Annotated in this window: 21 protein-coding genes; 10 read left to right on the top strand and 11 right to left on the bottom strand. The window is 38.1% G+C overall.

Going from position 1 to position 20,726, the window contains the following annotated elements:
* Window positions 1-207: 207 nt before the first annotated feature.
* The 5 genes from G498_RS0114130 to G498_RS0114110 all read left to right on the top strand — a co-directional run bounded on the left by G498_RS0114130 (window position 208) and on the right by G498_RS0114110 (window position 7,245).
* Window positions 208-768 (top strand): DUF4494 domain-containing protein, encoded by a 561-nt coding sequence (locus G498_RS0114130; protein ID WP_026981754.1) that lies wholly within the window; start codon window positions 208-210, stop codon window positions 766-768.
* Window positions 769-887: 119 nt separating this feature from the next.
* On the top strand, window positions 888-1,445 hold the full coding sequence (locus tag G498_RS0114125) for a DUF6642 family protein (protein WP_026981753.1): 558 nt from the start codon (window positions 888-890) through the stop codon (window positions 1,443-1,445).
* A gap of 546 nt (window positions 1,446-1,991) precedes the next feature.
* The gene (locus G498_RS15565) at window positions 1,992-3,671 is read left to right on the top strand and encodes a helix-turn-helix transcriptional regulator (RefSeq protein WP_026981752.1); all 1,680 of its coding nucleotides are present in this window, start codon (window positions 1,992-1,994) and stop codon (window positions 3,669-3,671) included.
* 334 nt (window positions 3,672-4,005) lie between these two features.
* Window positions 4,006-5,562, top strand: coding sequence for a hypothetical protein (locus tag G498_RS15560; protein ID WP_131387702.1), 1,557 nt, complete (start codon window positions 4,006-4,008; stop codon window positions 5,560-5,562).
* 30 nt (window positions 5,563-5,592) lie between these two features.
* A complete protein-coding gene (locus G498_RS0114110) occupies window positions 5,593-7,245 on the top strand; it encodes a T9SS type A sorting domain-containing protein (protein WP_081694250.1) in 1,653 nt (550 codons plus the stop codon).
* A gap of 116 nt (window positions 7,246-7,361) precedes the next feature.
* On the opposite strand, the gene G498_RS0114105 is transcribed toward G498_RS0114110, so the two are convergent.
* Window positions 7,362-7,667 (bottom strand): hypothetical protein, encoded by a 306-nt coding sequence (locus G498_RS0114105; RefSeq protein ID WP_026981749.1) that lies wholly within the window; start codon window positions 7,665-7,667, stop codon window positions 7,362-7,364.
* A 319-nt stretch (window positions 7,668-7,986) separates the two neighbouring features.
* Here G498_RS0114105 and G498_RS0114100 point away from each other — a divergent pair, with 319 nt between their 5' ends.
* The 3 genes from G498_RS0114100 (at window position 7,987) to G498_RS0114090 (ending at window position 10,387) form a co-directional block, all read left to right on the top strand.
* Window positions 7,987-8,169 carry a hypothetical protein gene (locus G498_RS0114100; protein ID WP_026981748.1) on the top strand — a complete coding sequence of 61 codons (183 nt, stop codon included), beginning with the start codon at window positions 7,987-7,989 and terminating at the stop codon, window positions 8,167-8,169.
* The gene (locus G498_RS0114095) at window positions 8,166-8,516 is read left to right on the top strand and encodes a T9SS type A sorting domain-containing protein (RefSeq protein ID WP_026981747.1); all 351 of its coding nucleotides are present in this window, start codon (window positions 8,166-8,168) and stop codon (window positions 8,514-8,516) included. Before G498_RS0114100 ends, G498_RS0114095 begins: the two co-directional genes overlap by 4 nt.
* 146 nt (window positions 8,517-8,662) lie before the next feature.
* On the top strand, window positions 8,663-10,387 hold the full coding sequence (locus tag G498_RS0114090; RefSeq protein WP_081694249.1) for a T9SS type A sorting domain-containing protein: 1,725 nt from the start codon (window positions 8,663-8,665) through the stop codon (window positions 10,385-10,387).
* Between the two features lie 243 nt (window positions 10,388-10,630).
* On the opposite strand, the gene G498_RS0114085 is transcribed toward G498_RS0114090, so the two are convergent.
* From G498_RS0114085 to G498_RS15555, 3 genes are all read right to left on the bottom strand, one after another.
* The gene (locus tag G498_RS0114085; protein WP_026981745.1) at window positions 10,631-11,101 is read right to left on the bottom strand and encodes a hypothetical protein; all 471 of its coding nucleotides are present in this window, start codon (window positions 11,099-11,101) and stop codon (window positions 10,631-10,633) included.
* Window positions 11,102-11,123: 22 nt separating this feature from the next.
* Window positions 11,124-11,852, bottom strand: a complete 729-nt coding sequence (locus G498_RS0114080) for a hypothetical protein (RefSeq protein WP_026981744.1) — start codon at window positions 11,850-11,852, stop codon at window positions 11,124-11,126.
* A gap of 71 nt (window positions 11,853-11,923) precedes the next feature.
* Window positions 11,924-12,436, bottom strand: coding sequence for a lipocalin-like domain-containing protein (locus G498_RS15555; RefSeq protein ID WP_051269926.1), 513 nt, complete (start codon window positions 12,434-12,436; stop codon window positions 11,924-11,926).
* Window positions 12,437-13,321: 885 nt separating this feature from the next.
* On the opposite strand from G498_RS15555, the gene G498_RS0114070 reads away from it, so the two are divergent.
* A complete protein-coding gene (locus G498_RS0114070; RefSeq protein ID WP_026981743.1) occupies window positions 13,322-13,630 on the top strand; it encodes a helix-hairpin-helix domain-containing protein in 309 nt (102 codons plus the stop codon).
* A 12-nt stretch (window positions 13,631-13,642) separates the two neighbouring features.
* Window positions 13,643-14,389, top strand: a complete 747-nt coding sequence (locus G498_RS0114065; RefSeq protein ID WP_026981742.1) for a hypothetical protein — start codon at window positions 13,643-13,645, stop codon at window positions 14,387-14,389.
* A gap of 321 nt (window positions 14,390-14,710) precedes the next feature.
* Here G498_RS0114065 and G498_RS0114060 read toward each other — a convergent pair whose 3' ends face one another.
* The 7 genes from G498_RS0114060 to G498_RS0114025 all read right to left on the bottom strand — a co-directional run.
* Window positions 14,711-15,355, bottom strand: a complete 645-nt coding sequence (locus G498_RS0114060; RefSeq protein WP_026981741.1) for a TetR/AcrR family transcriptional regulator — start codon at window positions 15,353-15,355, stop codon at window positions 14,711-14,713.
* 526 nt (window positions 15,356-15,881) lie between these two features.
* Window positions 15,882-16,427, bottom strand: coding sequence for a hypothetical protein (locus G498_RS0114050; RefSeq protein ID WP_026981740.1), 546 nt, complete (start codon window positions 16,425-16,427; stop codon window positions 15,882-15,884).
* Between the two features lie 39 nt (window positions 16,428-16,466).
* Complete coding sequence (locus tag G498_RS0114045) at window positions 16,467-17,285, bottom strand: hypothetical protein (RefSeq protein ID WP_026981739.1); 819 nt, start codon at window positions 17,283-17,285, stop codon at window positions 16,467-16,469.
* Between the two features lie 184 nt (window positions 17,286-17,469).
* A complete protein-coding gene (locus G498_RS0114040) occupies window positions 17,470-18,591 on the bottom strand; it encodes a hypothetical protein (protein ID WP_026981738.1) in 1,122 nt (373 codons plus the stop codon).
* A 10-nt stretch (window positions 18,592-18,601) separates the two neighbouring features.
* Window positions 18,602-19,402, bottom strand: a complete 801-nt coding sequence (locus G498_RS0114035; protein ID WP_026981737.1) for a hypothetical protein — start codon at window positions 19,400-19,402, stop codon at window positions 18,602-18,604.
* Between the two features lie 2 nt (window positions 19,403-19,404).
* Window positions 19,405-20,358 (bottom strand): hypothetical protein, encoded by a 954-nt coding sequence (locus G498_RS0114030; protein ID WP_026981736.1) that lies wholly within the window; start codon window positions 20,356-20,358, stop codon window positions 19,405-19,407.
* Window positions 20,359-20,378: 20 nt separating this feature from the next.
* Window positions 20,379-20,726: hypothetical protein (locus tag G498_RS0114025; RefSeq protein WP_035754371.1), on the bottom strand; the 348-nt coding region annotated here is incomplete at its 5' end.

Below are 20,726 nucleotides of genomic sequence, written 5' to 3'. Positions count from 1 at the left end.
GGGATTCCGTTAAGAAATATCCGCTGTTTGACCGTAGGGAGTTCGGAGATTTTAGGAATCCCTTTAAATTTTTAGGTGCAGCGTTCTCCGTCTTGACCTTTTGTTTCTTTTGTGTCAAGACAAAAGAAAGTGAAAAAAAATAGATAAAAAACAAAAAAAATATCCCCAAATTAAAAACTACATTTGCCCTCCAAAAAAAGAAAAACTATGAGCGCAACCTGGTATGAATGCAAAGTAAAATTCAGAAAAACCGACGAAAACGGAGTACAAAAAGTAACCACAGAACCCTATTTGGTAGACGCCTTATCCTATACCGAGGCCGAGTCCAGAATCACACAGGAGATGATGCGTTACATTAGTGAAGAGTTTAAAATCACGAACATAAAAGTAGCCAACTATGCCGAAATACACCCCTTTGAAAACGCAGACCGTTGGTTCCGGTCTAAAGTAGCCTTAACCGCCTACGACGAAGAAAGCGGGAAGGAGCGCAAAACCAATATGTACCTGTTAGTACAGGCAAACGACGTAAAAGAAGCGTTTGACAACACCATGACTGCCATGAAAAACACCATGGGCGACTACACCATCCCGGCCATTTCCGAATCCCCAATTATGGACGTATTTCCATATTTCAGCGGAGAAGAAGACGGACTCGAACAAATAGAAAAATTCAACGCCCTAAAAGCTTCCAAACCCTCCATAACCACAGAAGACGAAGACCACATGGAATTTGACGAAGAAGTAGTGGCAGCGTATCAGGAGGAATGAGAGGTTAGGAGTAGTCACAGTCTGCAACTAAATCCCCAACAAAAGAAGAACCTTTTTTAAAGCAATAACCATCTTATAAAAAGACAAAAAATAAAATCCCGAACTTTGTAAAAAAAGCAATGCCCGACCACCACTACATCTACTGCCTCGAATCCGTAGCAGACACCGAGGCACCCAATAAAACCCCAATTCTCCCATCCCTGGAAACATTGGCGGCGCAGTACGGCATTACCAATGTATACAAAACCTGCGACAGCATAGAAGGCTTCGAGGAAAGCATCAGCACGTTGTTGTATGAAGACCGGCATTTTAAAGACTACGCCATCATCTATTTGGTATTTGAAGGCCGAAGCAACGAACTGAAAATCGCCGACTACTACTATACTTTTGAAGAAATCGCCGAGTTTTTTGAAGGCAGGCTGAAAGGCAAAATCGTTCACTTCGCCAACACCTTACAATTAGATTTAGACGAAGAAACCTTCCAGTACTTCCTCGACGTAACCGGCGCCAAAGCCATTTCCGGCTATGCCAACCGAGTACCGATATTAAGCATGGTACTCGACAACCTCTATTTCTCCCTAAACGAAGAATACGACGATGTAACCGAACTTACCGAAGAACTGTTTCATAAACAATATGCTTTGGCTAACAGTATGGGGTTTAGGATGTATTATTGAGTGGGGGGAAAGGGAGAAGGGAGAAGGGAGAAGGGAAAAGGGAAAAGGGAAAAGGGGGAAGTGAGAAGAAAGCTTCTAGCTTTACACATCCCCTAAATCTAGCTAACAGTTCCAAAAGCATCCTCTCTAGCCCTTCGACCTAAGGATGTGTAACCGTTAAGAAAAATAAACCCAAGACCGTTAAGAAGTGGTAGCTGTCTGACCGAAGGGAGTTCGGATGTTTTAGGAAGCGCTTTAAATTTTTAGGTGAAGTGTTCGAATCTTGAAATCTTTAGGTTCACGAAATCCTTGGGCAAAATAGCATTTGAGTATTTTTTGTTTCTTTTAATTCATAAAGTACTATTTTGTTTTGGTATTGCTTTGCCAGTTCGCTAACGCTCGGGTCGTTGAACCTTCGGTTTGTGTCAAGATAAAAGAAAAATATAAAATTCTAATTTAGTGCAGTAAGTTTTGGGATATTGAAAATGTTTGTATAACTTGTGTTCTGCTTAAAAACTTGTTAAAGTATTGCAACAATAGTAAGTTTTTATATAAAAAACACAAAGTATGAATGCCCCATTAAGAAAGAATTTATATTACGGTATCGTAAGCAAAATTCATCTTTTATTTCTTTTATTCTCCTGTGCCTTATATGCGCAAACGTCCACTATTGAAAGCATAAACAAAGAATTCGATACCGCAACAAAGTATGCCCATTCCGGTAATCCGGAAAAAGCAATACCCATTTTGGATAAAATAAAGAAAGAGTGTGAAAGCATCAACTACAAACAGGGCATTACCAGAGTAGGGCACACTTTAGCCATTATCTACTTCAACAGTTCCGATTACAACAAAGTTATCAGCCTTAGCGAAGACTACCTGAAAACAGGTGAGGAAATACAGGATTATGAAAAGCTCTCACACATTCACCGCCTAAAAGGTTGTGCCTATTCCGAATTAGGACTGCTTAACAAAGGCGATGAAGAATACGACCTCGCTTTAGAATACGCCCAAAAAATTAAGGCCGGCAACAACAAACAGCACGCCCTGGGGGTTATTTACGGCAACCGTGCCAGTCATCTTATCAAAAGCGGTGCGCCTCAGGACGCCATTTTTGCCAGCATCAACAAAAGCATAGCCGAAGCCGAGAAAATAAACGAATCTGATAACTCCTATATTTCTAAAAAGTACAGCCTTATCGCGTATTCGTATATCATTCTGGCCAACGAATATGCCAAAGCGGGAAACGTGCCAACCGCCGGAGAGTATTACCTGAAAGCCCTTGCAATCCACGAAACTAAACCGGTTCCGCTGGTAGAGAAAGTAGTGCTGTTGAGCGAACTGGGCTATTTCTATACCGATCAGAAAGCCTACGATAAAGCTGTAAAATATGCAGAATCAGGTATTAAATTAGAGAAAGAAGCAAGTTTCCCACAGTTAAGAAGAGATTTGTTTGAAACGTTGTCTAAAGCCTATCTGGAATTGCACCAAACCGAAGCGTCCAAAAAATATCTCAGTTTGTTTACCGCCTTAAACGACAGTATTAACAACAGCGAAAAAAAGGCAGTCGATACCGCTTTAAGAAGCACGATATCCAAACAGAAAAAGCAATATCTTGCCAGCAGCAGCAAACAAACCGTCATTTACATACTCTCTTTTCTGGCTCTGGCAGTACTCGGTATAGTGCTTTTCCTGCGTTATAAAAAGCAAAAGCAAATCCAGATACAGAAAATAGAAAGCGTTTTAGAACAATTAAAAGCAAGACAAAACCAACCTGAAACCATACCACTAACAGCAACGGAAAGCAGTAAAACAGAGGAGGCAGAGGAAACAGAAGACGACAAAGAAGAAGTAATAGCCCTCATGTCTCCGGAAGCCGAAGAAAAGCTACTGGAAAAACTCCACGATTTTGAACAGAAGCAGCTTTACCTCGAAAGAAAAGTTTCCCTGTCATACGTGGCGGCGCAGGTGGAAACCAATACCAAGTACCTGTCGTACATCATCAAAAAGCACAAAGGCAAAGACTTTAATAAATACATTAACGATTTAAGAATCAACTACATCGTTCAGAAAATCAACGACAATCCGGTGTACCGGCAGTATAAAATCAACGTATTGGCAGAAGAAACCGGCTTTTCTTCCCATTCCAAATTCGCTACTGTGTTTAAAAGCACCGTTGGCGTTTCTCCATCCGAGTTTATCAAATACTATCAGGACAACGAAAGAGATAAAAAAGAGGCGAGTTAAGCCTCTTTTTTTATTGCAGCACTATTTTTAATTCTGAACAGACAGCACTTTTTACCGGTCTGTCGGTTGCAACAACATCTTTATCGTGCTGTCCTTAAGCACTTTTTTTACTTTATCAGACAACCTTAGGCCCAAAGAACAAAATGTGATTCTTTTTGTAACTCGCTGATTGGCAGTGGGTAGAGCGACACGTTGTTTTCCAAATTACAGAAAACGGATATGCAAACACTTTGTTAATGACTGTAACTTTTGTTCTTTGCACCGAAATAAGTAACGTAGTACTACTTGTTTTAAAAGCCCCTTTTAAGTTTAAAAATTCAAAGTAAAAGTGAAAATGAAGAAAAGATTTGTATTTGTATTTGTTTTGTTGATGAGCTCTCCTTTGGTTTTTTCTCAGGTGGGAGTAGGTACAACAACTCCCAGAGGAGCTTTAGAAGTTAATTCGGCAACAACAGGTTTCGTAGCGCCTCAGATTGCTTTAAGTAACACTGCGGTAAGTGCGCCGGTTGTAAACCCGGCCGGAGGAGCTTTATTGGCCGGAACCATAGTCTATAACACGGCAACGGTTAACGACGTCACCCCGGGCTACTATTACTGGAACGGAACTATTTGGGTGCGCATGGAAGGAGGAGCAGCCTCCACACCTCACAATACCTTAGACAAAGCCTACGACGAAGGAGGAGCAGGAGCAGGCCGCACCATTACAGCCGATGCCGGAGCAGTAACCATCAACAATACCAATGCGGGAACTTCGGGGCTAATAATCAATAACAATTCTACTACTACAGGTATTTCAGGACAACGTACCAATGTAGTGAACAATAACACAATTGGGGTAGTGGCTAACGTTACCGCAGACGGCGTAGGGGTTCTGATTGATCATAATGACACGAATAATCCATACTCAGGTTTACAGGCCACGAATTATTCCACAGTAGGTTCTGCGATACTTTCTACTACCAATGCCGCAGGAACGGCTATATCGGTAGAAGCTTCAGCTACCTCTAATGCTGCCAATGCCATGACCATCCGCAATTTCAGAACAGCAGCAGGAGCAGGTTTAGACGTTATCGGCGCCATAGGAACCCGCAGTACCAGTCAAACTGCCGCAGGTTCGGCCTTTGCCGGCTATCTGAACGCAACACAGGGGACAGCCGCCCAGTTTAACGGAGCAGGGACAGGCGCTCTTTCGGCAAACAATGTTTTTTCAGGTAACAACCGATACGGAATAATTGCGCAGGGTAACCCGGTGGGAACGTATTCTAATTTTACTTCTGCAAGTGGAGCAGCCTATATAGGATACTCAAGCAATTACAGCATTTGGACAGGCTATGCTTTAGTAACCGGAGGAAGCTACTACGATTACTACAGATCTGCACAGCCAAAGGCAGAAAACAAAGTGATGTTAAACGTGGTAGGACCGGGCATGAATGCCACTACTGTAGTGAAAGACGATAAAACAATAATAATGCCTGCCGTATCAGCTCCTGAAAGTCTGTTCCAGGATTCCGGTACCGGTAAACTGGTAAACGGTCGTGCCATTATTACCCTGCATCCGATTTTGAGCGAAAACATACTGGTAGATAAAGAGCATCCGCTGAAAGTATTCGTACAATTGGAAGGCGACTGCAACGGTGTATACGTAACCAACAAATCTGCCACAGGCTTCGAAGTGGTAGAATTAGCCAACGGAACATCAGATGTGGCGTTTTCGTACTCCATCATTGCCAGCAGAGCCCCTCAGAAAGTTACCGCCAAAAACGGAAGCCTTCAGGAGTTTAATGCCCCGAAACGCTTCATGACAATAGAAAGCAATACAGAAGAATTGCAATTATTGCAGGATAACAATGTGCCAATTCAGGAAAGCAGAAAATTAGAAACCCAAAAATAAAACCACTATAACCCCTAAAACCAACAAAGAATGATCAGAAAAATTACACAACTATTTAAGTTGCAGCACTTATGCTTTGCCTCAATCCTACTATCGGGCGGTATGAGTTTTGCACAAACAGCAGCCAAGAATCCTGTTTACGACCTAAAAGGAGACGAAGTTGTTGCAAAAAGAGACCTGTTTGCCAAGCATTTCCTTAATCCGGACGGTTCTTATACCGCAGCCATTGCTTCCGGTCCTATCCATTACGAAAAGAACGGTGCTTTTTTAAACATCGATAACACTATTCGCCCTTTTTCCTCCACATCCTACACCTACGCCAACACAGAAAACCTTTTAGAATCCTATTTTGGTGCAACAGCCCACACCGGAATAAAAAACAAAACCAAAGAAGGAGAAGTTCTGGAATTTCAGAATACCACCATGTATTGGGAAGTAGCGGGCCAGAAAGCCGGTGAACAGCAAAGCACAAACGCTGCGATAGTTATAGTAGACAACAAGGCTTATTACAACAATTTATACGGTTCAATCAACGCAGAGTTTGTCGCGTTAAACGGAAAGCGTAAACTAAACTACATCATCCCGAATGCCGAAGCGCTGGCAGCTATGCCGGCTAACGCAACCTATTTGGTATTTACCGAAAAAGTAACTATTCCAACGAACTGGTCGTATGCCAATACCGAAGAAGGCTTGGTTATCCGAAACGAAAAACAGGAAAACATTTACCTGTACAACAAACCGTATTCTTTCGATGCCAACGGTAAAAAACTGCGCAGCAACAATACCGAAATGGCCATAGCAGCAGAAGGTAATGTACTAACCATAGCAACTAAAGTTAAAACCAGCTGGCTGTTAAATACCAACAGAGTATTCCCGGTAACCGTAGATCCTACCGTAACGGTATATCCGGATATGGCTAATTATAACACAGGTTCTGTATACTCCTCTGATTACTATAAACTTACCGCAGATATCGGATTCGGAAGAGACGAAGATAATGGAGCAGTAGAAGACTTTCTTAGAGGGTGGGCTAAATTCAACACTGCCTCTGTACCGGATGACGCTATTGTTTCCAACGGAGTAACGATTAACTACTATGTATATTACGCTTCTCCTGATTACAGCCCAGCCTACGGACATGAATTGGTGTTTTCACAACTTAACTTAAACCCCGTAACAGCTTCCGGAAGTACTTTATACAATGCCATCGAGCAGTTTGGTTACGGTCCGTTTGTTACGGCAGCCATTAATTCAGTAGGGTGGAAAGCCCATACCATTACTTCGGCAGCAATTCAGAATGATATCGCCAATGGCTTAGTAAACAACTATTTCTCGATAGGATTCATGCCTCAGGGAGATTTTTATGCAGGAGAACTGATAGCGGTAGACGGCTGGGATTATGACAAACCTTATTTGACGTTTACCTACACGCAACCGACTATGAGTTCGGATAGTTTTGACAAGCTGGTAAGCATCTATCCAAATCCGACAGCTAACACCCTGACCGTTGCAACTGATTTACAAATCGAAAGCATCAAAATTTATTCATTAGTTGGCCAGTTGATCTGCACTAATACCCATCAGAATACCATTGATATTTCGTCCTTGCCAAAAGGTATTTATTTAGCAGAAATCACGCTGGATAATGGTAAGGTTATAAGTGAGAAAGTGATTAAAAAATAACTCACGATCGTTTTTTAGTTTTTTGTAGTTTGGAAAAAGCCCTGCCTTAAAAAGCAGGGCTTTTTTAGTATAAAGAGATAAGTTTATGCGGCAGCATCCGCGCAACAAAAGGGAAACTACAGCAATAGTATCAGTAACAGAATAATGATAATAATTGCTCCCACTGAAAGGTATACTCCGCCTTTAGCCGCTTTCAGCTCTGTCTTAATGGTTTTTACTTCCTTGCGAAGCTCGCGTTTTTCCGCAGGAGTTAAAGTACTGCGATCCATATTTTTAATTTCCTCCAGGCGGTTTATTAGTCTTTCGGCCCTTTGCGCTTCTGTATTAGCCGGAATAGTGTCATTACTGATGTTAGAATAAACCGGCACACAAATGATGGTTAACAGTACAAGTAATACCGTTTTCTGAATAGTTGCTTTCATAATCTTGTTTTTTAGTTATACAGCAGTTAACAAAACAGTAAGAAATGTAAACAATAAAGTTACGTATAAACCTTAATATGAGAAAGTTATGATTGTAAAAACTGATAAGTCAATCAAAAAACGCCATGTAACTATTTTTTAATGAAAAGCGCTAAAGTAAATAATGCGGATTTTGATAGAATGTAAAAAAAAAAATAACAAATTATAATTAAAACCTTAAAAAATAACAGGTATTGTATTACAAGTTTTTGTAAAAATAAAAATATTTTTACAAAACATAGCTATGTTTCAAATCTATTAATAAAATAATCATTAGCTTATGAAGAAAAATATACTTAGTATTTTATTCTTGACCTTATCCCTAACAGTCACCGCCCAATGTTATGAAAGTTTAACCTTTGGAGGAGCCCATACCACAGCCAAAAAAGCAGACGGCACCTTATGGGGCTGGGGGTTTGGTGCCTGGGGAGAGTTGTCTTCAACAAATGAAACGGAACTTTGAAAGGAAACAAGAGTTGTTATAAAGAAATAGAAATTCAGTTTCCATCTTGTGGTACCGGCCGTACGGTTAATGAAGACATGCTGGTTGTAGAGGATAATGTATTGATAGTAGCCCCTAATCCGGCTATAGAAACTACAAAAGTACTTTACAATTACAAGAATAAAGACGCTGCAAAAACCATCGAAATTCGCGACATGCAGGGCAGATTCTTAAATGTTTGGGAGGTGAAAAACCAAACAGGAACCATAGAAGTTGACTGCACCCGCTATGCCGGTGGTCAGTATTTCATTGTGATGAAAGAGAACGATGCGGTTATTAAAAAAGCCCGTTTACTCATTCAGCATTAATTTTTTATGCAGACGCGCTTTGAGTGCGTCTGCATTTTTTACTATTTTTAGCATACATACTTTTTGAAATTTCTGGTCCCTGAGCCTGTCGAAGGGAACAAACAAAAGATTTAGCGAAATAAAGCACAAAACAAAACCTACAACCTATGAAAAAACAACTACACACAATATTATTGCTATTACTAGCATTTTCATCCCACTCTCAAACTTGGCAATGGGGCAAACGAGGAGGTAGCACGGATAATTTGTCAGTCACAAGTAGTAGAAAGGAAGAAATAATTGATATGGTTACAGATAGTCAGAAAAATATTTACATACTGGCTCCAGTTGGTCAGACACTTTTAAATATTGACGGTAATCCCAAAACCAATTATGGAGACAGTAGCTCTAAAACGGATTATGCTTTGAGCAGTTTTAGTTGTGATGGAACGTATCGCTGGTCAAAAATTATTGGGGGGGGTATTGAAGATATTGATGGAATCGAAGTAGACAGTCAGGATAATGTTTATGTTTCTGGAACTTTTAAGAGCTGCTCTTCACCATATTATGCCCGTATTGATAGCGATGTAATTCTTAATGCCTATACTTCTGCAGGTTGCAAGACCTTGTTTATTGCAAAGTACGATACTAATGGAAATCTATTGTGGTTCAAACAGCCACAAGCTTTGGTGACGCAGGCGGTGGCCACCGGGCAAACCCTTTCAAGAGGTTTAGTAATGGATGACTTAGGTAACAGCTATTGGTTATGTTATTTGCCAACCGGTACTTATGCTGACGGAGCTTTTGTGAATAATATGTCGGGAACTAATTTATTTATATTAAAGTACGATGCAAATGGTAATTTTTTGAATGCAACTTATTTTGATGCTCAATTGACAAGTACATTTGGTTTAAATTTAAAATTTTATCGTAATCCATATAACGGAAGTTTTTATATTTCAAGTAATAAAGATGCATCTGCAACAGCAGTAGTTGGAGGACAAACGATAACGCACCCGGCATTTATAGCCTGTTTTAACGAATTGGGTCAATTTCAATGGAAAAAGGAAAGTACTGGTACTACTGCAGGAGCTATAAAATTTTATAATCTGCAATTCGATCCTTCTAATAATATTTATGTGAGCGGTAGAAACTGTTGTGGTGCAGATTCTTTTTTAGGGGTTTCGGTTCCATCGCCTTATGCGTCTTCTTTTATATTAAAAACAGATTCAACAGCCGATAATTTATTATGGAGTACCTACTATAATGAAAATGGGGCATACTCATACGGTGCAATAGCCTTAAACGGCAACGAAGTAGGTTTGGCGGGTTATTGTTTTGGCCCAACATTTACCTGGGGTTCCCAAACCATTTTCGCCTCCAATGCCAACGAAGGCACAGAAGTCATGTTGGCCCGTTTTAACAAAGACACGGGTGCCTGTTTAGGCTTACACAAAATTCCCGGTAATGTGAACTATGACGATTATGGCACCGCCCTAACCGTAGACGCTTCCGGCGATTATATTTTAGGCGGAGGTTTTGGCGGGCAATTAACCATCAATGGTAATACTTTAAGCAATGCGGGTTCCCAAACCGATTTTTTCTTAGCAAAGTTTGCTACTTCAGTTTGTTCGCCATTAAGCAATGAAGAGTTTAATTTAAACGAAATCAAAGTATATCCTAATCCGGTAAAAGACAAGTTGCATTGGCAGGGTGAAACCGGCTGGACAAACTATGAAATGTACTCGGTTTTAGGTCAGAAAGTCGCGGAAGGGAAGATTGAAGCTGGTCAAAATCAAATCAACATCAGTTCTTTAACCAAAGGGATTTATATGTTAAAGTGCTCGGATAGCCAAGGGAACAGTAAGGAATTTAAGATTGTGAAAGAGTAAGATACTTCTAATTTCTACCATCTTGATTTTGTGAAAAGGAAAGCCTGTAATCAATAAAAACAGCTTAACACTAATAACATGGTTAAAGAATTAGAATAATTTCGATGGGGAAAGTATAGTAAACAGATGCTTTCACAATAGGTATTTTTATAAAACTTCCATTTCGTTATTAAAACAATAAGTCCATCTGAAAAGATGAACTTATTGTTTTTTTATACATTCGAGTATATAGAGAATAAAATTTTATCTGTATGCTCTGAAACTACCATTCGTTACAGCGATAGTAACACCGTTCTCATCTTCTCCTGTAAAAGTGAAAGTTCCTTTCACATATTCCTCGCTTAAATCTGTAATAGTAAGTGTACCGACAGTGCCGGTATAGGTAGCATCTCCAATCCACAATTCAGCATTATAAAGCGTTTCCAGATTGTCATCGGAAGGTAAATCGTCTGTAATGGTGTGGTTTCCTGTTGTAGGTGTAACAGGCATCCACAACGAAATGCGAGTGTAAACATCATTCACGTCTTCGTCTCCCATAACAAGTCGCTGAAGTGAAGTAATTGTTTCGGCTTCAAAATTATATTGCTGCCCGTTTGCGGTAAACCGGACGTAAAGGCTGTTGTCATCCTCACTACTTGATGAACTGTCGTCTGAGGAACAGGCTATAAAGCTTAAAGAAAATAAAGCAAAAAGAATATAAGATAATTTTTTCATGATAAAGTGTTTTTTTAAATTATTATAGTTTTTTATCGGATTTTAAAACGATTTTGGCAATGCGCTTTTTCAGGTCGCCCATTAATTCTGTTAAGGCACTTTCACACATTGGCAAAATCTTTTCCGGTTTTACTACAGGAACACCACCTACCATAACACCTGTTTTTTTAGAACGTTCATTTTCGGTAAATGCCAAAACCTTTTCGCCATTTTTGTCGTACAAAGCTATGCGGGTGCTTGCGCGCATTTTTACCGTTGCCGTCCCGCCAATTCCAAATCCTTTCTCAAAAGCGAAATTGATGGTAACAAACATTACGCCATCTGCTTTATCGGCAAACATTTTAGCCATTGCAACTTCGTTATCTTTTCCCATGAAGCCTTCGTAAATGTATTTATACCCGTCATAAACGAGATAATTAGCGGCATCATAGTTTTTTACATCATACTTTGGCGTGAAATTTTGATAGGCTTCACTATTTAAAATCTCAGTTTCCGGTAACAATTCAAAGGGAAAGGCTTTGGAATAATCGTTAAAAAAATTATCGTGATAATTTTGTAACATTGGTGCAAGATTAAAATTCGGATCGTCTCTTAACTTTAAAATGTCCTGAAGTAAAAAATCATATCCGGCACCCAAATCATTAAACTCCACCATTTTATTGGCGTAAAAAGTAACAACAGCAACTTTTTTCTTTTGTGCGAAAGCCGATACAGACAGTAGCATCAACAAACCAATTAACATTCTTTTCATTTTCAATTTAATTAAATATTAAAAGCCATCCCTCGCTGAGATGGCTTTGCTGAATTTTTAGTGTAACCCAATTATTGTTTTGTATAAACTGCTGAAAAATCTGCTGTAACATAAACAGGATCTCCGGCCGAAGTAGTACCTACAACAGAACCACTTTCAACCATTAAAGTAATGGTGGTCCCTGAAACGGTATAATCATCACTATATGTGTCTCCGTCAAAAGTATAGGTAAGGGTTAACACATTGCCGGATAAAGACCATGTTCCGGTAACTTGCCCGTCATCATAACACTCTATGGATTCATTTACGCCATCGGTAACAATATCCAGTCCTTTGTCATCATAAACAAAAGTATTATCGGCATTTAAAGTCATAAATGAATCGTTAAAACAAGCTGTTTCATTCATTTGATTTACTGAAGGAGTTCCGTCATTGTTCAAATCCTGAGGTTCGGAAATGTTATATGCTGTCAGTTTGTAGGTTCCTGTGATACTTCCGGAAGAACTTCCGCCATCGTTATCATCATTATTACACGATGATAAAATTCCTAAACTTACAAACGCTAACAAAAGTTTCTTTTTCATAATTGTATTATAGTAAGATTATAAATTCACAATAAAGACTGTCTCTATTGCAGAGGACAAACGTATCTCAAATTGCAAAGTAAAACAATCACTATTTTTAATGATTAACACCTCACTAATTTTAGGGATATGAAATACCGGAAAAGTGGTCGGACTGTAATTTATTGTCGCAATAAAGGAATTGAAATCCAAAGGTTTGAAGTTGACTGAAGTGTTTGAAAGTTTGTTTTTTATCTATCCGCGTAAAAACTTTTCGGATTAATGACCATAAAATGCTTTATCGAAAACGCACTATAAATTCTAATTTTCGATGCGTTATTTCCCGATACAGAAATTAGCAATCAGTTATCGTGCTGTATTTCATACTGATACGGTACAATATGGATACAACTTTAATCGAAATAACGATAAACATCACAAACAAACCAGTAGTTTGTATATCAGAGATGTATAGGAACTTGAGGGTAGTTGAACTGTAAGATATAACTTTTTCATAAAGAAAAACGCTAAATTTGCGACTTTTTCCTGATGCTAATTCTGCCCCGCCCAGATTGTTTGCTGAACAAAGGGTTACCAGGATTTTTTTCAGAAAATTTTAGCTCTATGCAATAAATTTTTCAGAATAATAGTTTATTTTGTCACCATTTAGTGATTTAATCAATCTATTAACAAACAGGTTACCAAATCATGAAAAAAATCTGGATGAAATAAGCACATAAATTTCCGAGGGGGCGTTTAAGGCACTTTTACGCACCTTCAAATTTAAACCGAGCCCATTTGGTAACCACGTTTTTTATCGCTCCAAAGAAAACCTTAACGTTCGGTATACTATGAAAGACCGGGTCGCGATTTTAACATCATCAGGAGAGATTCAACCGGACCGTTATGTGTTTTATTTGGAAGGAATCGGGCAACCGTAAGAAAGCGGTTAATAGTTATTATAAAGCAATTAAAATTCCAGAACCTTATACTGTAAACATTAATACGGCAAGTGCGGCACGTTTACAGCAGGTTGCTAAAGCTAATGATGTTAGCGGAATGACAGGATTCTTTAAAAATTTAGTTAAAGAAAGAGAAAATAATGGTAATTTTAGAGATATAAATGAGGTTGAAAGGCGTATGAATAGTATTGCTAAAGAAGACCATATTGATAAATTAGAAACTTTAGAAAAGAATAATAGACTAATATATTGAAAATAATTACATATGATAAATATTGAAAAAAAGTTTAGAGATAGGAAAAGTAGTTTGTCCAAAGAAGTTTATGATTCAGATTACTTAGTCTCGTCAGGTGCAGTATATATGCCAAACGAGGCTATACCACAAGAAGACCTAGAAATAATATTAAATGAAAAAAAAATAATTTTTCCTGAAAGTTTAATAAATTTTTATAGTCAAGCCGCTAAACTTAATTTTGTATGGAGAATCATCGATGAAAGTTTTCAAAATGGTAAAGAAAAAGAATCAATATTCAAAGAAGATCCATGGATAAAGAAAGAGTATTTAGAGAACGGATATAGCTGGGAAGCTGTAAAGATACTGCTTAGTGGTAATCTAAATATAACACAACTTAAAAATGTTATAGATTTAGAGAATGTAAAATCAACCGGAATGTATGATGCTGCAATAAGTTTAGGATTAAACGGAGGAGATTTACGACCTATTGATACTAATGAATTTGCTGTTGCCTGTATGAAGGTTGAAAACGGGAAGTTAATAGACAATATTTATTTGTATACAGGTTTTGGCGGTTTTCCGGAAGCATTGCATGATATGAAAGTTACATTTGAACAATATTTAGAATTAGCTTATAAAGCTAAATGTTTCAATTATTGGAACTTAACTTATTGTTTAAAAGAGAAATCTCCAAGTCACGAACTGATGAAACGTTTTTTTCCTGTGATCTTTCCTCATTTAGAACCTGATTTGGCAGAATTTGGAATAGTGTACTAAGTTCGCATTAAATCAAGAGTAGCAACCCGGCTGCATATCTATAAAACATGGAATTCAAAAACACACAACGGTTTGAAAATTTGAAACTTTTAGAAAAAAAAATGGGAATATTATGTTTATGGGGAAGATAATACTATATAACTATCTGTGCCGATTCCTGATCCAGCCCCGGGATTTGACGTTATTCATGTTTTGTCGGAAACTGAAAAAGAAAAGTATTTACAGGCAGGTATTTCAGTACTTGAGGATAGGATAGAAGACATGAAAGCAAACTTCTATAATTATAAAATGAATTCATGGAGGTGACAGGGGCAAGCCTGATCACTTAGGCTCGTCCTGTAAGCCCTCATAGGTCTTATGGATCAGGAAGGACAATGCCTGTCGTATTTTCTCCCGGCCAGCCGTCTCGCCCAGGTCTATTCCGCAAAAGATGCTTCCGTTGTGCGATGCATAAAGGTTAAGGTAATAAATCCCGGCTACCAGTATGGCTGTTATAGCTCTGTAATCCTGTGCATTTTTGCCAAAGTAGGGGTCCATGACGTGCTTAAACAGTTCTTCACCTACGTTCTCCTGGTTCTGTGTCATGAGCCGCAGGAACGGTTGTTCTTCAGACAGGCGCCACAAAAGCACCTTTTGCAGTTCTGCGCTAGTCCTGACAAAATCAAATTGTTGAAGTAGCACTTCGATAGTAAAATTCTTTCCGCCATCGGAAAAGTCGGCTGGAATGCTGTCTGCCTTTACGTTGCTCCAAAAGTCTTTCGAGTTGATGTATTCGCCCACCAGGTTATCTTTACTGCCAAAGTAATTATAGATAAGCTTTTTATCGAGCCCGGCCGTAGCCGCAATCTGGTTAACTTTTAGTGCCTGGTAACCTTCGCTTCTCAGTATCTCCCCAACGGCATCCAGTAGCCGTTGCCTGGTGTTCTCTTTATTCCTGCTTGGGGTTTTCGAAATTCCGTCTTTCATTTTTCCTTTTTTGGCTAACAGCAAAAATAAGACAATCAATGTTCCTAAACATCTTTAAAAACATAATTATTTCAATCGCATCAATTTATGAGAGCTCATTTGTTAAAAGAATGTTGAAAGTCTAAACATTTTAAATATCACCAATCGGTGATTTAATCTGTAAATTTGTATATTAGCCTCCAATAAATCAACTTTAATAAAAAAATCGCTTAAATCAGGCTGATAGACGTTAGTCCGATTATAACATTTTAACGGGGATAGTCTCCTCCTTTAAATCATGAAACAAGAACCATTATTCACAACTGTGCTTACCATTGGGGACGATACACGCGAAGTTAAAGTATATGGCAACGTAGACAAAAAAATCAACTTTACCTATTACATTTAAATTATCTTCAACTGAATAAAAACCTGATCTGGATTTTATGTCTGCTACGAAATCTAATACTTTTTGGATCATTGATATTTAATGATTAAAGTTTTTTAATTGTTCTATTATCCTTGAGTAATTGTGTTGCCTGAAAACTCATATCTCTTTATTGTATTGTTCCATACTCCAGGAATCGTCCACAGGCTCCATAATGCGCTCAACAGATAACAATTTCCCCAGCTTATTCATTTTCAGTTCTCTGTCCCCGCCATAGTATTTCCATTTGGGCTGGTCGATATCGGGGCCGAAATTTGCCACGATTTTTAGTTCTCCATTTATCTCAGATACGATAAAGCAATCATTTATTCTCTTCGTATTCATATATGAATTTGGAACCGATACATAGCAAGCCCACAAATCGCCGTATTTGCTGTTTTTGTAATGACTGATTTTGTACAGGTGGCGTGGGCGTAATTCCGACATCAGAAACAGCTCCTCGAAGAAAACTTCATCGTGTGGTTTGTTCATTCTTCCGATGCCGAACCCGATGCCGGAATCCTGGTCGGATATATCATGTGTGAACGACATCAAATAATCGAACGCGTCGTTGTAACCCGACATGTTGTCCCGTTTCCGATACTCGATGTGTGCGTTTTGTTCCGCCTGAACCAAGTCGGATATAAATTTTTTTACTTTTTCCATTTCGAGGGTATGAATCGCGGTTTTTTATGATTAACTCATTTATTGTTGTAGGGATGCCTTGAAATCTTCCAGCCGTTGTTTGTGATAACTGAAATCTTTGTCGGGGAAAATCTTCGGCAACATATACGCGCAGACTTCCATGTGATGGAGCACGGCATCCAAACGGCTGGTTTCCTTGGTTACGTTGTGCCCAAGTGGGGAAGGAGCCAATCCTTCACCATAAGGATATATCGTCAGCCAGCGCTGTCCTACTTTAAAATCGGCGCACTTGTTTTTAATTTCATCAAAATCCAGATAGAAATATTGCCATCCGCACACAGCCATGCTGTCTATCATCGCCTGGAAATAGCTCTCTAATGTAAAATTAGTTTTGAAAAATCGCCCTCTGTCTAAGTATAGAATGTCAAAGGGATACTTGTCTTTAGTGCGATGGAAAATCCCATAGGTTCCGTTACCCATCCCGTGGGCCGATTTGCAGAATAAATTGGTTTCTTCTTTTAAAAAACGTTCTTCTTCTTCACTAAAATATTCATGCTGGCAGGCAATAGATTTATAATCCGGTTGAGCTGGTGATACTAAAGAATCAGAAAATCCCCAGTTTCTAAACCCTCCATACAGATAGATATTATCTAAAGTAAGTTCCCAATCCAACTTTAAATTTCCTATTCTTTCCCATTTTAAATCTTCATCCGTAATCTCCCTCTCCCATTTATATAGAAAATCTTCTTTTGTATTAACTGCTATAAAATTGAATGCTCTGTCAGAAAAGTTTAATGTGTCATCTAAATTATCTGTAACAGTATAAAAACCTGATCTGAATTTTATATCTGCTACAAAATCTAATACTTCATTTATCATATATTATTAAAATTTTGTCTATGGGTTCTAAGTAAGATTCTATAATTACTTATGTAAAAGATAAATAGCTTTATCAAATTTCTTTAATGTATCAGGGTTAAACTGAGCCGTAATTTTTAGTTCCTCTTTTATTACAGCAACAATAAAAACAAGTTGTAACTGCCAGTTGTTGAATATAAGTAGCTTAAATTTTGTCTTTATAATAATTATAAAATTCTAATTGGTCTGTCAGCACTTCATAAATCTCTGTCCAGCCATGCTTTCCAGATAAATCGATAGCTGCATTCCATGCCTCTATATTAGGGCGCCCAAAGTTTACTCCACTCCAGTATCCTGCACTAACTAAAGCATTCCATGCCGTAACCGGATCTTTTAGTTCTTCATCTATTACTTTAGCTGCTTTTATATGGGCATGTCCATTATATGCACTTTTATTTTTGTTAAGAATTTGGCCTGCTTCATATAAGGGATGGCTGCGCCATTTAGAGAAATAGCCCAGTTCAGGGTTAAATTTGCTTATTATAGGATCCAGTTGAAAAGATGATGATGTAGTATATGGTATAAAACCAAAATCAAATTCTACGGCATCAAATCCATGTGGCTGGATAAAGCTTTGCCACAATTGATTCTCTTTTTCTTCTGTTTTAATATTAATTAAGGTATATGCTCTTTGCCCTATAGCATTATATGCCCTTGTGTTCCATATTCCGTAATCTTCTACCTTGAAGTCAGGAAAATAAGATTCATCTTTTATCATTGAATGCATTAACTGGACATATTCCTTTTGCTGCCGGGCAGGGTAATAGTGGTTCCAAAAATCCAGATATACATTGGTATAAAATTCTGCAGGATTTGAAAGATATTTCTGCTTATCCTTATTGTGCAGGTATTCATTTAAAAATTCCAATGTATCTAAACCATTTGTATATTCTCTAAACGGGATTGATAGCTCCTCCAATATCTGCCAATCATCTAAAATATATTGGGCAAAATTGGGGGTATTCAACATTTTTAACTGCCTGAAGGATAAAAAGGTGATCAAGCTGTTAGAGAATGAATAGTGATCCCATCCGCTTCTTAAACAAACGGGAGAATCTGCCAATTTTTTATTCGGTGTTAATTTAATGGCATAACTGTCAAATTTCTCGAAGCAAAAAGGTGCTACATACCATTGTCCTACCTGTAATATTTTAGTATATAGTTCAGTTTCTTCCTTATGGCTGAATTCGACACCTAAGATTGTGCTTAACTGTTCCTTGTTTTTATACAATTCTTTTAAATCCTGGTGTATTTTATTTAGTCTCATAGATATTATTTTAGCTATTAGAATATTCAGTTCTGCCCAAGTTCTCTAAAACCTCCTGATATTTTTTTTGATGGTATGACCAGTCTTTATCAGGGAATAACAATGGCAATACCTGAACTGCTGTTTGCATATCCTCTAAAACCTTTTCCAGCATGGGAATTTCCTTCACGATATCTATATAGAAATATTGCCATCCTTTAAAGCCATAGTTCTCAAACAAAAGTTCCATGTATCTATGATAATCAAAGTCTAGTTTTACATACCATCCTGCTCCTGCGTTACAAAAAGCTATCGGCGGCGGAAAATTGCCTTCTTCTTTAATAAAACATCCTCTCATACTATCATCAACCCCCATAGGTAACCTTTCAAACCAACCTAATTTTTCTGAATATTCCCCATCATCTTTTACATTGACCGTGTTTTCAAAGTAATCAGTTGGAAAAGTTAAAGCATCGGAAACATCATTAAATACAAAACCTCCTCTTAAAATTTTCAGGTTTGTGGGTACTTTTAATTTATCATCCCAATTGAGGACGATGCTCACCAGATTAAAATATTCTAGATCATTATCAGAAATTAAAATATTTTCTTCTTCTAAGTCGTTTTTTACACTTTTTAAAAATCTTTCAGATGGTGCTTCGCAGTCATAATAATTGGTTTCACTTGAATATTTTCCAATCTCAATGTTCGGATTATCCTGCAGTTCTTTTAAACATTGTAAGTATTTTTCTGTTATCATGATGGTGTTATAAATTGGTGTTTTGTTTTTTCCATATTGATTTGGCAAAATTCTCATAACTGGCTGAAGCATCTTTAACCGGTATTTTGTTTGCAGCTTTGTAATTCTACTATACCTTCAAAGAAAATTTTATATCGGCAGGGCTGAGATTCGCCAAATGAAACTATTATAATGAGTTCATCTTGTTTTAAATAACCGGAGGAAAGACCTTCTTTAGAACGGTAATATACTTTGCTGTCAAAAGCGGACGATTTAAAATTCATATTATTGATTACATCCTTAAAGAAAGCCTCATTCAATATGTGTTGAAGGTTTTCCAGTGAGATAACATCAGAGATCCTGAAATTGTAGCGCTGCTTATTAAAAACAAGGGAATGGTTATCATAAAAACGGTCCTGGTTACCATCATATAGCAGTTCGCGATTATTATTTAAAATTTTTGTTACAGAAAATTTCGCACAATCCTTCATGGCCCGGAGGTAAGCCCTAAAAGTGTCATGGTCTACATGCTTAAAGCCTGCTTTGTCCGGCAAGCTATATCCGCACAGACCAGCCATAAAGGGAATCGGCCTTTCTGCGTCGGCACCTATCTGTGGCGCTTTAAGCTCTAAAGGCTTTAAATAAGTCCTGTTTATGGCTATGCTAAAGTCGCTCCAGGCCTTCATGAACGTTGAACCACATGTCTTGCAGGTTAAAATGGCTCTATAGCATTCATTGCCTTTGTCGATTTCATTGGTGTCAAAACAGTCATCAGATGCCTGAATAAAGCTTTCGGTTTCCCTCATGGAAAAAGAAGCACCTGAGTCAACACAGTCAATGCTTGTATACTGGATGAAGCGCGGAAACGCACACGGACAGCCTAGTTTTTTGTAATAGTCAATGGTTTCCCGGCAGAGTTGAGGCCAAAGTTTACCGGCATTACCCTGAATTTGTTCTATTGCCTCAGGCTCTGATACCATTTCCGTTTTAGTTTCATTAATAGGCTTATCTGGCCACATCCGGCTCAATATCTTCTGTAGAATGTTCATGTCCTAAATTAAATTTGTACTTATTGGCTCAAAAACATTTTAAAATCTTCCAGACGTTGTTTATGATAACTGAAATCTTTATTCGGGAAAATTTTTGGTAGCAAATACACACAAACTTCCATGTGATGAACTACTGCAGCCAAACGGCTTGTATCATGAGTTACATCCCTTCCTAACGGTGATTCTATCAAACCTTCACTATATGGATATAATAGCCAATATCCTACTTTGAAGTCGGCACATTTAGATTTTATTTCTTCAAAATCCAAATAAAAATATTGCCAACCACACACCGCCATACTGTCTATCATAGCTTGATAATAACTTTCTAAGCTAAAGTCAGTCTTAAAAAAGCGACCATTATCCAA

It is taken from the genome of Flavobacterium suncheonense GH29-5 = DSM 17707 (assembly GCF_000430025.1).
Lineage (GTDB): Bacteria > Bacteroidota > Bacteroidia > Flavobacteriales > Flavobacteriaceae > Flavobacterium > Flavobacterium suncheonense.
Note: the sequence above shows the minus strand (reverse complement) of the source record. Positions and strands in the feature narration are given on the sequence as shown.

Coding starts and splice junctions, on each gene's coding strand:
- G498_RS0114085 (WP_026981745.1), bottom strand. CDS start 11,101: ATGAAAAAATTATCTTATATTCTTTTTGCTTTATTTTCTTTAAGCTTT.
- G498_RS0114110 (WP_081694250.1), top strand. CDS start 5,593: ATGATCAGAAAAATTACACAACTATTTAAGTTGCAGCACTTATGCTTT.
- G498_RS15565 (WP_026981752.1), top strand. CDS start 1,992: ATGAATGCCCCATTAAGAAAGAATTTATATTACGGTATCGTAAGCAAA.
- G498_RS0114090 (WP_081694249.1), top strand. CDS start 8,663: ATGAAAAAACAACTACACACAATATTATTGCTATTACTAGCATTTTCA.
- G498_RS0114130 (WP_026981754.1), top strand. CDS start 208: ATGAGCGCAACCTGGTATGAATGCAAAGTAAAATTCAGAAAAACCGAC.
- G498_RS0114065 (WP_026981742.1), top strand. CDS start 13,643: ATGATAAATATTGAAAAAAAGTTTAGAGATAGGAAAAGTAGTTTGTCC.
- G498_RS0114080 (WP_026981744.1), bottom strand. CDS start 11,852: ATGAAAAGAATGTTAATTGGTTTGTTGATGCTACTGTCTGTATCGGCT.
- G498_RS0114105 (WP_026981749.1), bottom strand. CDS start 7,667: ATGAAAGCAACTATTCAGAAAACGGTATTACTTGTACTGTTAACCATC.
- G498_RS0114070 (WP_026981743.1), top strand. CDS start 13,322: ATGTGTTTTATTTGGAAGGAATCGGGCAACCGTAAGAAAGCGGTTAAT.
- G498_RS0114040 (WP_026981738.1), bottom strand. CDS start 18,591: ATGAGACTAAATAAAATACACCAGGATTTAAAAGAATTGTATAAAAAC.
- G498_RS15555 (WP_051269926.1), bottom strand. CDS start 12,436: ATGAAAAAGAAACTTTTGTTAGCGTTTGTAAGTTTAGGAATTTTATCA.
- G498_RS0114050 (WP_026981740.1), bottom strand. CDS start 16,427: ATGGAAAAAGTAAAAAAATTTATATCCGACTTGGTTCAGGCGGAACAA.
- G498_RS15560 (WP_131387702.1), top strand. CDS start 4,006: ATGAAGAAAAGATTTGTATTTGTATTTGTTTTGTTGATGAGCTCTCCT.
- G498_RS0114035 (WP_026981737.1), bottom strand. CDS start 19,402: ATGCTTCAGCCAGTTATGAGAATTTTGCCAAATCAATATGGAAAAAAC.
- G498_RS0114030 (WP_026981736.1), bottom strand. CDS start 20,358: ATGAACATTCTACAGAAGATATTGAGCCGGATGTGGCCAGATAAGCCT.
- G498_RS0114045 (WP_026981739.1), bottom strand. CDS start 17,285: ATGATAAATGAAGTATTAGATTTTGTAGCAGATATAAAATTCAGATCA.
- G498_RS0114060 (WP_026981741.1), bottom strand. CDS start 15,355: ATGAAAGACGGAATTTCGAAAACCCCAAGCAGGAATAAAGAGAACACC.
- G498_RS0114100 (WP_026981748.1), top strand. CDS start 7,987: ATGAAGAAAAATATACTTAGTATTTTATTCTTGACCTTATCCCTAACA.
- G498_RS0114125 (WP_026981753.1), top strand. CDS start 888: ATGCCCGACCACCACTACATCTACTGCCTCGAATCCGTAGCAGACACC.